This window comes from Halomonas sp. CnH100-B (genome assembly GCF_024124605.1).
GTDB lineage: Bacteria > Pseudomonadota > Gammaproteobacteria > Pseudomonadales > Halomonadaceae > Vreelandella.
In genome coordinates, this window is record NZ_JAMXRX010000005.1 from 1 (window position 1) to 15,405 (window position 15,405).

The following is a 15,405-nucleotide window of genomic DNA, read 5'->3' on the forward strand; positions in this document are numbered from 1 at the left end:
ATCAATGCGGTTCTTGCCTGTGACCGAGGCCACAGAAGCGAACCAAACTTGGCTCAAGGGTCAAACGAATTCATTCATTAGGCCGAAGCCTATTTGACGAGTCGCTTGCCTTGATAATAGGTGATGAGTCACCCTCATCGGCAAGCGCCCACATGAATTACCTGATCAAATTGTTAAAGAGCTTTCGAATGGCGTTGCCGTTCGATGTGGTGCGTATTTTACGCATATAACGTCGCGCGTCAACACCTTTTTTTCAAAGCATCCGTTACGCAGCCGTTAATCGCTTGAGAAGCTCTTCACGACGCTGTTCGCTGACAAAAGCTTCTTCAATCGCATTACGATTGAGCATACGAAACGTGTCTTCTTTCCAACCAAACGCCTGAGCACATGCCATGTGGTTTTCCAACAGACCACCGCCAAAGTAAGCAGGATCGTCGGAGCTAATGGTGACTTTCAGCCCTTCTGCCAATAGCCGGGGTAACGGATGGTCACTTAATTGATCAACGACTTTCAAGCTGACGTTGGACAACGGGCACACCGTCAAGACCGTTTGCTGATCACGCAGGCGCTTGACTACATCGTTACTTTCCAAGCAGCGAACGCCGTGATCGATACGCTGCACGTCCAGCAGGTCGAGAGCGTCTGCGATGTATTCGGCGGGGCCCTCTTCACCGGCATGAGCAACGCGCACTAGCCCCAATTCCTTGGCACGGGCGAACAGAGCCTGGAATTTAGCAGGAGGATGATCGCGCTCCGCGCTATCCAGCCCAATGGCGTCAAGGAACTTCCAGTAAGGAGAGGCCTGCTCGAGTACATGCAACGCTTCTTCGGCGGGACGGTCACGCAAAAATGCCATGATCATTCCAACCGTCAAGTCCAGCGTAGCTTCGGCATCCTCTTTCGCACGAAGCAGGCCAGCCATGACGACTTCTAGCGGGACGCCACGCTGGAGGTGCGCCTGTGGGTCGAAATGCATGTCGATATGCATGACACCTTCGCTACGGGCGCGCTTGAAATAATCCATGGCAAGGTCATAAAAGTCCTGTTCGTTACGCAGCACGTTCATGCCTTGATAGTACAGATCTAAAAACCCCTGAAGATCTTGAAAGTCGTAAGCAGCTTTTGCTTCCTCGACAGAGGCATAAGGAAGCTCGATACCGTTACGAGCCGCCAAGGTAAACATGAGCTCAGGCTCAAGGGAACCTTCAATATGCAAGTGGAGCTCGACTTTGGGAAGTTGGCGTAAAAACTCATTCATACTGGGCTCCTGCTTGCGGATAGGTTGACGAGGTAGTATCGATAAATAGCCGCCCTCCATCAAGGTGCCAGCACGCTTCCACCCCTGGTAAAAGCGCGGCGTCATCTACTTGATGGACAAAGAAAATCACCGTCCGACCTACGAGCCAGTGATCTAACGCCGTCGCCAAATGCCTGGCGGTGCGCGCATCCACGCCCGCAAACGGTTCATCCAATAGCACAACCGACGGGTCACGTAGCAGTAACCTGGCTAACGCCACTCTACGCGCTTGACCGCCAGAAAGCTGCTGACCTTTCTCTCCTACGTGGGTCAACAATTCTTTGGGCTGCTGCCTCACCCAGTCCTCCAGGGCAACCATGGCCAGCACATGCCACAACTCATCATCGGTTGCGCTGGTTTTCGCCATACGCAAATTCGCTTCTAACGTGCCATCGAATAGATCCGTTTGCTGGGTTAAAAGAACGAAATGCTCTGCCCTGCTCTCTACGGAAACACGATGAGGGGAGATACCGGCCATACTGACCGCACCTTGCGTCGGGGCTATACGTCCCATCAACATGCTAGCTAACGTCGACTTACCGGACCCCGAGACGCCGGTAATCACCACACGCGATTGCGGGCGAAGTGTGGCATGGACGCCCGACAGCGCGGGATAGGCCGCGCCAGGGTAAACGTAATGCACTGAGTCGAGCTGGATGACGTACTCGCCAGCATTTGATGGCAAACGCTGCACGCCCTGCCCAGGCGCCTCCTTTTTGAGCGCATTTAAACGCTGAACAGCAGCATAACTCGCGCCGAGCTTCAAGAACGCAGAAGGAAGCAGTGCAAACACTTCGTTAATGCCTAGTACGGCAATAACTGCCATCACGGCAATAGGCCCAACGACCGCTTCTGCTGAGAGTGCTAGGCTGCCCAGCCACAGCGTCGCTATGAGTAAAAGACCAGTGACCGCGGAAACAAATGCATTACCCAGGGCTGATTTCAAGACGAGACGGCGCTGATTCGTCATGGCCTCCACTTCATGCGAGTGCACTTTCTGACGGTGCCAAGCGACCGTCTGATAACTCAGCAGCTCCGCAGATGCTTGTATCTGATCCAGTACCAGCCGGCGCAGCTCTTCCTGATCACTGACTTGCTGGTAACTATTGGCGAAGCCGAGCCAACCAAAGCCAAAAGTCACCCCCCCCCAAAGAAGCGTCAATACGAACGCTATCGCGATGCCGGCAGCGGGCAGCCATATCGCAATGAATCCCGAGACCATCAAGATCGTGAGCAGCGCGGCTACCGGTGGAATCAAGCACCGTAGGTAGAGATTGTCGAGCTGATCGATATCAGCCGTGAGGCGACTCAACCACTCGCTGACTCGGCGACGCTTGAGGGTTGCATCATCCAACCCCGTCAAGTCGCCAAACACGCGATAGCGCAAATCAGCCAGCAGCGTAAGCACGGTGTTATGGTTATGAAGCCGCTCGATGTAGCGCGCCACGGTTCTCAGCAACGCAAAAAAACGAATACCCCCACCAGGGACGTAGACATCCAACGAGGAGGGCAGGCCCGCTGCCAAAGCGATGCCCGCTAGGGCACAGGAGACAATGAACCACCCGGAAAGCCCTAGCAGCGACAACCCCGCGAGCAAGGTAATCCATACCAGCAGCGCCCCCAGCCAAAACGCCTGACGACGGCGAAGCAGCAGGCTGAGCCAGGGCGCAACGTCACGATACAGTTGCTTCATGGAGTCACCTCCACTAGCTGACCAGAGCGGCACACAAAATGACGATTGGCCACTGACACCACTGCGGGATGATGCGTCGCCATGACCAGCGTACGCCCCTCTTTTGCCCACTCCAGCAGCGCCCGAATGACTGCGCCTTCCGTTTCTGCATCCAAACTCGCTGTCGGCTCATCGAGCAAAATGAGCTGGGCATGGCTAAGATAAACACGCGCCAGCGCAAGCCGTTGCGCTTGACCACCGGAAAGGCCAACGCCGCGCTCACCCACCGTGGTAGCCAGGCCATGGGGCAAGCTAGCCAAGAGATCACCAAGCCCGGCCCGCTCTAGCGCTTCGATGAGTCGAGCATCGTCTGCATCAGGCGAGGCCATGCGTAGATTATCCGCCAGGGAACCTTGCAAAATGCAGGGTGATTGGTCCAGCCAAGCAATGGGTATCGAAGTGTCGATACGGCACTCCCCACGATCTGGTGCCATGAACCCCGCCATGAGCGCCAGCAACGAGGACTTACCGCTCCCCGACTCACCGGTCAATACCGCCACGTCGCCAGCCCGCAGCGTCATGCTGACACGGCTTAAAACCGTCGAACGTTCTACATAACGAATATCGACACCCTCGAGCGCCACAATCACCCCCACCTCTGTAGGCGGCTTCGACGGTGATGCGACGCGACTAGGTTCGTTTAGGATGGCCACCAAACTTTCGGCTGAACCCAGGGCAGCAGCACGATCGTGATAATGCTGTGAAAGCGTTCTCAAGGGCTGAAAAAACTCTGGCGCTAGAAGAAGCACCGCCAACCCGCTGAAGAGTGTCAACTGGGGCGACGGCCCGTAATCGATATACCCCAGCAGACCGAAGCCGACGTACATGGCCACGACGGCAATGGCCACGGAAGCAAAAAACTCCAGCACGGCCGATGACAAGAACGCCAAACGCAGCGTCCGCATACTGAGCCTTCGGTAGTGATCGGTGGCGTACCATACGTCTTGCTGGGCCGCCTTGGTATGCCCGAACAGCTGAAGCGTCGTCATTCCACGCACACGGTCGATGAAGTGCGCCGATAGACGAGAAACGGCCATGAATTGATCGCGATTCATACGCTCGGCCCCCATACCGACCAACGCCATGAACAGCGGGATCAGCGGTGCAGATAGCAATAAGAAAACGGCAACCAAGTAATCCAGCCCAACGACGACCCCTAGGATAATCAGTGGCAAAACCACCACGATTCTTAGCTGCGGGTAGAAACGGGCGAAGTAGCCATCCAAGGCCTCGATATGCTCAACCGACTGAGTAGCCAACGCACCGCTTTGCTGACGCGTCAGCCACACCGGACCAAGCGCCGAGATTTTATCGAGAAGGGTTTGCCTGGCGTACTGGCGAATGCGAAGGCTTGCTTTGGCGCTGCACATTTCCTGCAGCGCCTGGAACAAAGAGCGAAGTAAGACAACGGCCACGAGGCCTGCCAATGGGGTGATCAGTGACCAAGGGGAGCGGCCTGCAATGACCAATTGATCGATAAGCCAAGCAAGCCCCACCACCAGCAGGACCGTTTGTACGCCTGCCAACACTCCCCACATTGCAGCCCACGTCAGTTGATTCCGCTCGCGCTTGGCAAGCTGATTGAGCCAATGGCGCGGCGTCATGACCTCCACCGTTTCTACTTCGGGAGGATGGTCTGTCATAGCGTTAGTGATACCCCTCGCCAACACGCACCTTGCCGCGGAACACCCAATAGGTCCATGCGGTGTAGGCCAGGATGATCGGAATAACGAACAGCACGCCAATTAGCAAAAATAGCTGTGATTCTGGCGCTGACGCAGCATCCCAAAGCGTGTAATTGGGCGGCACGATGACCGGCCACTTACTGACGATCAGCCCCAAGTAGGTAAACACGTAGATACCGATCGTCGCGACGAAAGGAATGCCCTCATCACGGCGTTTGACGGACCGATACACCATAAAGGCCGAAAAGAGCGCAAGCGCCGGGAAAATCCAGATCAGTTGAAGGTTGCCAAACCAACGCTCCCACACCACCGGATTCACAAACGGCGTCCAAATGCTAATGATCGCGAACACACCCAGCACCAGCACCAGCAGCATAGGAGTGATCTTATAGGCCCAATCTTGAATGTGCCCTTCCGACTTAAGGATCAACCAGGTCGCACCAAGCAGCGCATAGCCCGCCATCAAACCCAGTCCCGTGAGCACTGAGAACGGCGTCAACCAGTCGAAAGCACCACCCACGAAGGCAAAGTTTTCGACGCGGAAGCCTTGAATGTACGCCCCTACGACGGCCCCTTGGGCAAACGCCGCCACGCCAGACCCCCAGCTGAAGGCACGGTTCCACCAGCGGCGGTTACGACGCGACTTGAAGCGAAACTCAAATGCGACGCCGCGGAAAATCAGCCCGGCCAGCATCAAGAAAACACCGATATAGAGCGCTGGCAAAAAGACCGAATACACCAGCGGGAAGGCGCCGAGCAGGCCAGCGCCCCCCAGTACTAGCCACGTTTCGTTGCCGTCCCATACGGGGGCCACCGAGTTCATCATGACATCACGAGAATCTTCATCCGGGGCGAAGGGGAACAGTATCCCCAAGCCCAGATCGAAACCATCCATCAACACGTACATCATGATGCCGAAGCCAATGATGCCCGCCCAAATTAGCGTTAAATCAAACATTTCCATGTTTAGCTCCTTACCGGATCGACATCATCGTCAAAAGGCGTATGCGCAGCAGAGAACGGACGCATGGGACGCTTGAAGTTCTCGCTGGTAGTGTCTTGTTCCTCTTCGGGCAGCATGCCGTTGCGCACCACACGCGTGAGGTAGTAGATACCGGCGTAAAACACGACCGCGTATACCGCCACGTAACCAATCAGAGTGAACAGTGCCATCGGCCCGGTTAGCGAAGGCGTCAGACCTTCGGCATGGGTCATCATGCCGTAAACCAACCACGGCGCACGGCCAGATTCAGTGACGATCCAACCTGCCAACACGGCGGCAAACGGCATCGGAATCATGCACACCAGCGCTTTCAAGTAACCATTATGTTCATACACCTTGCCTTTGCGCCGCATCAATAAACCGACGAAGGCCGTGGCAATCATCAATAAGCCGATCCCCACCATCACACGGAAAGCCCAGAAAACGATGATCACCGGCGGCTGCTCGTCGGGCGCTGCTTCGCTGACACCTGGAATCACACCATCGGGGGAGTGAGTCAGGATCATGCTCGCCAAATTCGGGATACCAATCTCAAAATGGTTGGTTTGTGCCTCTTGGTCGGGAATGGCAAACAGCAGCAACGGGACGTTGCCAGACGTTTCCCAATGCCCTTCCATTGCTGCCACCTTAGTGGGCTGATGCTCCAGCGTGTTGAGGCCATGGAAGTCCCCCACCACTGCTTGAGCAGGCGCCAGGAACAGCAACAGCCACAAACACATGGAGAGCGCGCGACGGTTGGCTTCCGGGTCGCGTCCACGCAGCAGGAACCAAGCGCTGACCCCGGCCACCACGAAACCACCGGTCAAGAACGACGCCATGGCCATGTGAGCAAAGCGGTACGGGAAAGAAGGGTTGAAGATGGCCTCAGACCAAGAGAGCACGTGGAAGCGATTATCGATCAGCTCCACGCCTGCCGGGGTATGCATCCAGCTGTTAGCGGACAAAATCCAGAAGGAAGAGATAAACGTGCCAACAGCCACCATGATAGCCGCAAACAAGTGCACTCCTTGCGGGACCTTACCGCGACCGAAGAGAAGCACACCAAGGAAAGCCGCTTCCAAGAAGAACGCGGTCACGACTTCATAGCTCAGCACTGGCCCCAAGAAGTTGGAGGCGGCCTGAGAGAAATTGCTCCAGTTGGTGCCGAACTGGAAGGACATCACGATGCCCGAGACGACACCCATACCGAAGACCACGGCAAACACCTTGGTCCAGAACAGCGATAGGCGGTCCCACGCAGGATTGCCGGTCTTGAAGTACAGCCCGTGGAGCAGCGCAATGTAAGACGCTAGGCCAATGGTAAAGACTGGAAAGATCGCATGAAACGATACAACGAAGGCGAACTGTATTCGCGATAGTACTAAGGGGTCGAGTTCCATCACACTCTCCTAAGACCTGAGTTGGTATCCCGTCAATGGGTGTCACAAGCTTAGTTGAGCCTTAATGGCGCTGCATTTTAGTTATAAGCACTAAGCTTATTCTTTACATGAGTTGTAGTTTACCGCTTCGACCATCGTTATACAGCGATAGTTTGCCTGAAAAGCTGTGTCGCATTGACGCACACTCTCCAGGCAACTTCCGTTATTCGACACTTAAGACATGACTACGACGCTGACCATATAGGCGGTGTAGGCAATGAACATGGAAAACAGCACACCCCCCTCAACACGATTAATGCGCCGCGGGCGACCACGCCAAGAGAACGCAAACAGCACCATGATGAGTGTCATGACCGTCATCACGCCCCAATCACGCACCAGCACTTCCCGCCCCGCTTCGATCGGTACGATGACCCCTGCCAAACCGACCACGGCCATACTGTTGAACAGGTTCGAGCCCACTACGTTACCCAACACCATATCGTGTTCGTTACGGCGCAGCGCACTGATTGACGAGGCCAGCTCCGGTAGCGATGTACCCACCGCGACGACGGTCAAACCGATGATCAAATCACTGACCCCAAACCCTACCGCAATTTCGACGGCGCCCCACACCAGCAGGCGAGAGCTGGCAATCAACAGCACCAAACCAATCAGCGTCCACATGATGGATTTACCACGGGACATCGGTTTGCTATCCAGGCTTTCGGTCACTTCTGCCATCAGCGGGTCATCCTGCTGACCGCGCGAGCTGATGATGCTGGCCGTGATGAAGACGCCCAACCCCACCAGCAGCAAGGCCGCTTCGATGCGCGATATCCAGCCATCAAGCAGCATGTAACCCGTTACCAGCATGACGATGACGAGTAGCGGCATCTCTTTGCGAATCACGCTCGAATGAACGGCCAAAGGTGCCATCAGCGCGACGAAACCGAGCACCAGCCCCATATTGGCAATGTTGGAACCGTAAGCATTACCCACCGCCAAGCCCGGGTTGCCTTGCATGGCCGCCAACACCGACACCATCATTTCCGGTGCCGACGTACCAAAGCCGATCACTAGCATCCCTATCAGCAGAGGCGATAACCCCAACCAGCGAGACGTCGCCGCAGCGCCATCGATGAATTTCTCTGCACTCCATATCAGCAGGACCAAGCCCGCGACCACAGCAAGAAAGGCGAGTAACATTTCAGTTCCTTAATGTCATAATGTTAGGCACTATCGCGGCTGCATCCTTGTCTAACTAGCCTCTTCGGTCAAGCGCTGTTTGCATGCGCCCTTCCCGTTTCCTAGGTTGACATAAGCAACGCCCCATCGTATTGGTTCTAACCGCATTATGCACAGAGAGTTTGCTGTTGCCCCATTACTCCTTTATGAAACGGCCATCGCTGCCGGTTAAGACGCCCGAGGTAGATTGTTTCCCGCCTGAGACCCGCACTCAGCGACGGCGTCTGCGCGCTTGTCATGAGTGTGACTGGGTGTCTGCCCTGCCGCCGCTCAATTCGGGTGAGAAAGCCACTTGCCCGCGCTGCTCGCATGTATTGGTCAAGCGTCACCGCTATCCCGCCCAGCGCAGCATGGCGCTGGCGTTGGCCTCATTGATCGCACTGATGGTGGCGATCTCGTTTCCATTCGTCAGCTTCAGTGTCAGCGGAGTAGGCAATCGAATCGAACTGTCGCAAACCGCCACGACGCTCATCGAATTTCACCAACCCATCGTCGCTATTGCGGTGATGATGACGATCATCGTCCTGCCCGCCGTCTATCTGGTGGGGGTGGTATGGTTACAGTTTGGCCTTTTGCGTGCACGCCCCATGCCGTTTAGCCGCGACATCGCCCGCTCTTTGGCTCACCTGAACCCGTGGATGATGGCGGATGTTTTCATCATTGGCGCATTGGTCAGTCTGATCAAAGTAGCGGGCATGGCGCAAATCGAGCTGGGCATTTCGTTTTGGGCGTTCTGTCTGTTTGGAATTTTGCTGTTGATGACGGTGCAGTCCATCGATGGCGATTGGATGTGGTTCTCCCTCGAAGGTGAGCCACTCGCCCCCGAGGGAACGCTAACTGGTACGACCGCTGCCAGCCAAGGCGTCACTGGCTGCCCCACCTGTGGTTTGATCAATCGCACCGAACACGGCAAGAAGCGCTGTTTGCGCTGTCATGAAAAACTGCATACGCGGCTGCCTCACAGCTTGCAGCGCACGTGGGCACTGCTGTTCGCTGCCACGGTCATGTATCTGCCGGCTAACCTGTACCCCATCATGACCACCACGAGCTTGGGTAACGCCACGCCGTCCACGATCATCGGCGGGGTGGTACAACTCATCCAAATGGGGTCATGGCCGGTGGCCGCTGTCATATTCGTGGCCAGCGTCATCGTCCCAGTGGGCAAATTGGTGGCCCTGGCTTGGCTCTGCCTGATGCTGAAACGCAGCAATGACCTCAATGCCCAGAGCCGCACCCGTCTTTACCGATTGACGGAATTCATTGGACGCTGGTCTATGGTTGACGTATTTGTCGTAGCCATTTTGGTTGCCCTCATTCGTGCCGGGTCGTTGATGTCGATTACGCCAGGGCCTGCTGCCCTTGCGTTTGGTGCAGTCGTCGTGCTCACGATGCTGGCGGCCATGACGTTCGACCCCCGTTTGATATGGGATACTCATACTCCACGCCCTCTTCGCCGTAAAACGGCCACCAAGGAACCTGTTGATGGCTAACGATTCAACGCCTCAGAACACACCTGACACCGACAATGGCGAATTACACAAAGCGAAATCCTCGCCACAAACGCGCCTATCCCCCATTTGGATCGTGCCGCTGGTCGCCGTCATCATCGGCCTATGGCTGGTGTACGATAATTACTCGAGTCGCGGCACGCTGGTCACACTTACCATGGAAAGTGCCGAAGGAATCGAAGCAGGCAGCACCCTCATCCGCAGTCGAAACGTGGAAATCGGTCGCGTGCAAAGCGTCCGTCTCTCCGACGACCTTTCGCATGCGGTCATGGTGGCGCGCATTCAGCCCGAAGCGGAAGCCATGTTGAGGGAAGATAGTCGCTTTTGGGTCGTCAAACCGCGTATTGGCCGTGAAGGCATCAGCGGCTTGGGCACGGTACTGTCGGGGGCGTACATTCAACTGGAACCCGGCCAATCCGACGAACCGAAACGCGAATTTGAAGTCAGCGATGTCCCTCCCGTTGCGCCCGCCGGTCAAGCAGGCCTGCAAATCAACCTGGTAAGCCAGCTGGGTAATTCGCTGCGCATTGGCGATCCGGTCTCTTATCAGGGCTACACGGTAGGTCGCGTCGAAGACACGCGCTTCGAGCCAGAAACCCGCACCATGCACCATCAAGTCTTCATCGAAGAGCCCTACGCCCAGCTCGTCACCGACAGCACCCGGTTTTGGACGGCCAGCGGCATCGACTTCCGCCTGGATGCCGATGGCGTACGGGTGAACGTAGAGTCTCTCGAAGCGCTGCTTGGCGGCGGCGTCACCTTTGGCGTACCGGAAGACCTCCCCATGGGCAAGCCTGTTGAAGCCAATACGCGCTTTAACCTCTATGCCGATGAAGACACCGCCCGGGAAGGCACCTTCAATCGCTACCTGGAGTATGTCCTGCTGGTGGATGACACGGTGCGTGGCTTGTCTCGGGGCGCACCGGTGGAGTTTCGCGGCGTAAGAATCGGCACCGTGGCCGCCGTCCCCTGGAACTTCACGGCGCCGCAGCCGGATTCACGCGCGCGTTTCGCGATTCCAGTCCTGATTCGTATCGAGCCTCAGCGCCTGGGCATCGAAAATACCGACATCGATTTGGAGGAGTGGGATAACCGCTTCAAGCGCATGTTCGGCCTGGGCCTGCGCGCGTCGCTCAAAAACGGTAGCCTGCTGACAGGGGCACTGTTCGTCGATCTTAACTTCCAGCGCGATTTGGCCGACGAATACGTGGCAGAGAGGTTTGCCGATCGAACCGTTTTCCCAACGGTGGCCGGTGGGTTTGCACAGATACAGGCGCAGGTAACGAGCCTATTGGAAAAGCTCAACGAGCTCGAAGTGGAGCCACTGCTGGCGGGATTGGATCGTAACCTGCAAGCCTCTGAAAGCGTGCTCAACGAAGTGCGCGAGGTCAGCGCATCCATCAATCAGCTGCTGAACGATCCCGACACCCAAGCGATCGGCGGCAACCTGAACGGCACATTGGAAGAGCTGCGCAGCACGCTGGAAGGCGTCTCGCCCTCTTCGCCGGCGTATCAGGAACTGACCGGCGCTATCGAGCGCTTGGACAGGCTGATGCGTGACCTTCAGCCGCTCACCCGAACGCTCAACGAGAACCCTCGGGCGCTGCTGTTCGACAATTTGGATACCCAGGACCCGATTCCTCGCGCTCCTCGCTAATTAAGGATGACCGTTATGCTACGTCGATTACCCTTGTTATGGCTGGCAGCTGCCATGAGCCTGCTCTTGTCCGCCTGTGCCAGCAGCGTCTCTCCGCCCACGCGCTACATGTTGCCTGCAAGCCCGGCAGTCAGCGCATCCAGCAGCGCCGAGGCGACGCTTCAAGTCAGCGCGCCCCGCCTCGCCCACTATTTAGACGTGGATGGCATCGTGATGCAGTTAGACGACATCACCTTGAATGAAGCCCGCGAACATCAGTGGGCAGAGAGCATCGGCCGCCAGCTAGAGCGTGCATTACGTGCTGAATTAGCTGACCAGCTCCCCAGCGTGCAAGTCGTGCGGGCAGAGGGAAGCCGTCCCGGTACCCTGACGCTCTCCATGGAAGTGGATCAATTCCAGGGTCGCTACGATGGCGTCGCCGTGGCCAGCGGCCAGTGGCAACTGCGCGATAGCGACGGCGAGATGCTCGCCCTCAAGAGCTTTACCGCTGAAACGACCCTCGACCAGGATGGCTACCCTGCCCTGGTGCGCTCGTTGGGAGAGAGCTGGCAGGCAGTGGCCGAGCAAATTGCCGACCAGCTGCGCCAAGGCGGCCACTTGTAATCCTCTAAGCATGATCGCTACGGGTAGCGCGTTGACGTGAGACTTTCGTGTTACACTCACGGCCACTAACGACGTCACTGTCAGCGCCACCCTGTCTCCCTCTTGTGACACCCTGAGGTATCACAAGACGTTTTAACGCCCGTCGCGGCACAGCGTGCTATCTGTCAAACTTCGCTGCCGCGACGGTGTACTATCCTCGCTTTTTGAACATGACGCCTAGCAGCGCCGCCCAGTTGGTGGCGCCGATTGCTATGCGACTGCGGAGAACGCATGAGCTTTTCTGATCTTGGTCTGCACGACGATTTACTGCGCGCGGTGAATGCGCAGGGCTACACACAGCCGACGCCTATTCAACAAAAGGCCATTCCTGTCGTTCTAGAAGGACGCGATCTTCTTGCCAGCGCGCAAACCGGTACGGGCAAAACGGCAGGATTCACGCTGCCGATGCTACAGCGCTTGGCAAACGGCAAACGCCCGGGCAAACGTCAGGTGCGTGCACTCGTTCTTACCCCCACCCGTGAGCTGGCGGCTCAAGTGGGTGAGAGCGTTGCCGCTTACGGACAACACCTATCGCTGCGCTCTCACATTATTTTTGGCGGCGTCGGCCAACAGCCCCAAGTCGATGCCCTGCGGCATGGCCTGGATGTCCTGGTAGCGACCCCTGGGCGGCTGCTCGACCTGCACCAGCAAGGGCATGTCGACCTGGCCGCCGTTGAGATTCTGGTTTTGGATGAAGCCGACCGCATGCTCGACATGGGGTTCATTCACGATATCAAGCGACTGCTGCGTCTAGTACCCAAGCAGCGGCAGAACCTGCTGTTTTCGGCCACGTTCTCCAACGAGATCCAGACCCTGGCCAAACAACTGCTCAACGACCCTGCGCTGATTGAAGTCGCCCCGCGTAACACCACAGCAGAAAAGATCGAACAGGCTATCTACCGTGTGGACCGTGATAAGAAACGCGACTTGTTGGCGCATCTGATTCTGCGGCACAACTGGTTCCAAGTACTGGTATTCACACGCACCAAGCATGGCGCTAACCGGCTAGCCGAGCAGCTCTCGAAACAGGACATACCGGCCATGGCGATCCATGGCAACAAAAGCCAAGGCGCACGCACCCGAGCGCTGGGCGCGTTCAAGAGCGGCGACCTGCAGGTGCTTGTGGCCACCGATATTGCCGCGCGTGGCCTGGACATCAACGAACTGCCCCACGTGGTGAATTTCGACCTACCCAATGTGGCTGAAGATTACGTTCACCGCATTGGCCGTACGGGGCGCGCGGGCAGCAATGGTGAAGCCGTCTCGTTGGTATGCGTCGATGAGCATGGCTTGCTCAAAAACATCGAGCGACTGATCAATCAGACGCTGCCCAAGCACATCGAACCTGGCTTCGAACCTGACCCGAATGCCAAACCAGAGCCCATCGAGAATGGCCGCCGCGGCCAGCGTTCACCGCGCCAGCGCAAGCCGGAAGGACAGGCAGCCAACGCCGGTGGCGAGCGCCGTCGTCGTAGCCGCCGCTAGCCCGAATGCCCGGAATATGCGAAGGTAGCGCCTCGCCTATTCCGGCGTTTTTGCTGAATTAATTCATGGAGTGACTATGGCGTCTTCACAACTCATGGCCGATTACCGCCAATGGCTGACCTTTCAGCGTCAGGAGCAACTCAGCCGCGAGCATCAGGGCATTGCGCAACGCCTAGAGGACGCCCGCGCCTCGGCCAATCAAGTCGTCCAGGCATATCGCAGCATGGCCGAAAAAGCGTCCACCGAAGGGGCCTGCTACCGTACGCTCTTTCTTCGTGAGCGCGACAATGCGTCTTTGCCCTGTGAAGGCTGGCTGTTCGTGCGCCGCGTCTTGAGCGAAGGCAACAGCACCCGTATACGCGTCACTCTGCTGGAAACCTTTACCCTGGAAGAGGGCATCATTGCCCCAGGGGATAAGCCCGCTAGCAAATTGACGCTCGAGATTTACGACAAGCTCGATATCAACAAGGGCATGCGAACTCAAGTACGTGTCGACTGCCTGGACACCCCTCAAGACTTTCACTTCATTACCTTGCTCGACGCGGTCCGCGGCGACCTTCGCCCTCACCTGAAATAAGCTCGCGTCATGGTCTCACGCCACGCTTGTCGCTTCATTGTGCTGATGTTCATGGTAGGGCTCAATTTACGCCCTGCCATGTCATCGGTAGCCCCGCTACTCAATCGGCTGCAAGAGAACGCGGGGCTGTCTGCTTCTGCGGCTGGAGTATTGACCACTCTTCCCGTGCTGTTTTTGGGCTTGACGGCCCCACTGGCTCCCATGATCGGGCGCCGCATTGGAAGCGAACGTGCGCTAAGCGCTGCCCTGCTGCTGCTGGCCACCGGCTTATGGGTGCGAGTGTTACCGTTTCCAGGATTGCTCTACGTCGGTACCGCCATGGCCGGCAGTGCCATCGGGCTGGCTGGCACGCTGTTGCCCGCCCTGGTCAAGCGCGAACTTCCCGCCAATGCCGACCTGCTGACGGGCCTATATACCATGGCGCTCTGCTTGGGTGGTGCTCTAGGTGCAGGGCTCAGCGTCCCTTTCATGCAGTGGCTGGGGGACTGGCAAGCCAGTCTCGTGAGCTGGGCACTCTTGGCGCTCACCACGCTCATCGTGTGGATGCGCTATGCGCCTGCCCCAAACAACGCAAGCGTTCTTCAACGGCCCGCTGCGCAGCCTCTTAGTGCATTACTTATGCAGCCACTAACGTGGCAGGTGATGCTCTTCATGGGCATCCAATCTTCCATGGCCTATATCGTTTTTGGCTGGCTACCGACGCTGCTCATCGCGCGGGGGTACACCGAGGCCACCGCAGGCTGGACAATGGCCGTTTCCATCATGTGCCAACTGATCTCCGCGTTGAGCGCCCCCTGGTTCGCACGCTTATACCGAGATCAGCGACCGGCGCTCTTACTGGTCTTGCTATGCACTGCACTGGGGCTTGTCTTCCTGCTGGCGGCCCCCTTGGGCTGGCGTTGGCCTGGCGCTGTCCTGCTTGGGCTCGGGCAAGGCGGAAGCTTTAGCCTTGCGTTAAGCTTGTTGGTGCTGCGTACCGCCAACGAGCGTTTGGCAGGCCAACTCTCCGGTCTGGTACAAGGAGGTGGTTATACGCTGGCCGCCCTGGGCCCCTTCGGCGTCGGTCTGCTGCTGCAAGCTGGCGCCAGCACGCAGCATATCGCTTGGCTGCTGCTCGGCCTGATTGGCATTTGCTGTGGCTTTGCGCTCTTGGCAGGACGCCAGCGGCAACTCGACGACCACAATGGCCAACTGCAGGTCCACCACCGATAAC

12 protein-coding genes are annotated in these 15,405 nt (G+C 57.3%); 6 read left to right on the forward strand and 6 right to left on the reverse strand.

The features are described from left to right. Positions 1-265 precede the first annotated feature (265 nt). The 6 genes from NH398_RS12290 to NH398_RS12315 form a co-directional block, all read right to left on the reverse strand. A complete protein-coding gene (locus NH398_RS12290) occupies positions 266-1,258 on the reverse strand; it encodes an adenosine deaminase (protein WP_253018797.1) in 993 nt (330 codons plus the stop codon). Next, entirely contained in the window at positions 1,251-2,990 is a 1,740-nt protein-coding gene (gene cydC, locus NH398_RS12295; protein WP_253018798.1) for a thiol reductant ABC exporter subunit CydC, read from the reverse strand. The genes NH398_RS12290 and cydC overlap by 8 nt, the downstream gene beginning before the upstream one ends. Continuing rightward, a complete protein-coding gene (gene cydD / locus NH398_RS12300) occupies positions 2,987-4,672 on the reverse strand; it encodes a thiol reductant ABC exporter subunit CydD (RefSeq protein WP_253018799.1) in 1,686 nt (561 codons plus the stop codon). The genes cydC and cydD overlap by 4 nt, the downstream gene beginning before the upstream one ends. Positions 4,673-4,676: 4 nt before the next feature. Beyond that, complete coding sequence (cydB, locus tag NH398_RS12305; RefSeq protein WP_253018800.1) at positions 4,677-5,678, reverse strand: cytochrome d ubiquinol oxidase subunit II; 1,002 nt, start codon at positions 5,676-5,678, stop codon at positions 4,677-4,679. Between the two features lie 2 nt (positions 5,679-5,680). Further along, complete coding sequence (locus tag NH398_RS12310; RefSeq protein ID WP_253018801.1) at positions 5,681-7,096, reverse strand: cytochrome ubiquinol oxidase subunit I; 1,416 nt, start codon at positions 7,094-7,096, stop codon at positions 5,681-5,683. 213 nt (positions 7,097-7,309) lie between these two features. Continuing rightward, a complete protein-coding gene (locus tag NH398_RS12315) occupies positions 7,310-8,284 on the reverse strand; it encodes a calcium/sodium antiporter (RefSeq protein ID WP_253018802.1) in 975 nt (324 codons plus the stop codon). 185 nt (positions 8,285-8,469) lie between these two features. Here NH398_RS12315 and NH398_RS12320 point away from each other — a divergent pair, with 185 nt between their 5' ends. The 6 genes from NH398_RS12320 to NH398_RS12345 all read left to right on the forward strand — a co-directional run bounded on the left by NH398_RS12320 (position 8,470) and on the right by NH398_RS12345 (position 15,404). Then, positions 8,470-9,813 carry a paraquat-inducible protein A gene (locus tag NH398_RS12320; protein WP_253018994.1) on the forward strand — a complete coding sequence of 448 codons (1,344 nt, stop codon included), beginning with the start codon at positions 8,470-8,472 and terminating at the stop codon, positions 9,811-9,813. Then, a complete protein-coding gene (gene pqiB / locus NH398_RS12325; protein ID WP_253018803.1) occupies positions 9,806-11,488 on the forward strand; it encodes an intermembrane transport protein PqiB in 1,683 nt (560 codons plus the stop codon). The genes NH398_RS12320 and pqiB overlap by 8 nt, the downstream gene beginning before the upstream one ends. 15 nt (positions 11,489-11,503) lie before the next feature. Further along, positions 11,504-12,091, forward strand: a complete 588-nt coding sequence (locus NH398_RS12330; protein WP_159342007.1) for an ABC-type transport auxiliary lipoprotein family protein — start codon at positions 11,504-11,506, stop codon at positions 12,089-12,091. 270 nt (positions 12,092-12,361) lie between these two features. After that, entirely contained in the window at positions 12,362-13,615 is a 1,254-nt protein-coding gene (locus NH398_RS12335; RefSeq protein ID WP_159342006.1) for a DEAD/DEAH box helicase, read from the forward strand. A gap of 76 nt (positions 13,616-13,691) precedes the next feature. Further along, the gene (locus NH398_RS12340; protein ID WP_253018804.1) at positions 13,692-14,192 is read left to right on the forward strand and encodes a hypothetical protein; all 501 of its coding nucleotides are present in this window, start codon (positions 13,692-13,694) and stop codon (positions 14,190-14,192) included. Between the two features lie 9 nt (positions 14,193-14,201). Then, a complete protein-coding gene (locus NH398_RS12345; RefSeq protein WP_253018805.1) occupies positions 14,202-15,404 on the forward strand; it encodes an MFS transporter in 1,203 nt (400 codons plus the stop codon). Position 15,405: the final 1 nt, after the last annotated feature.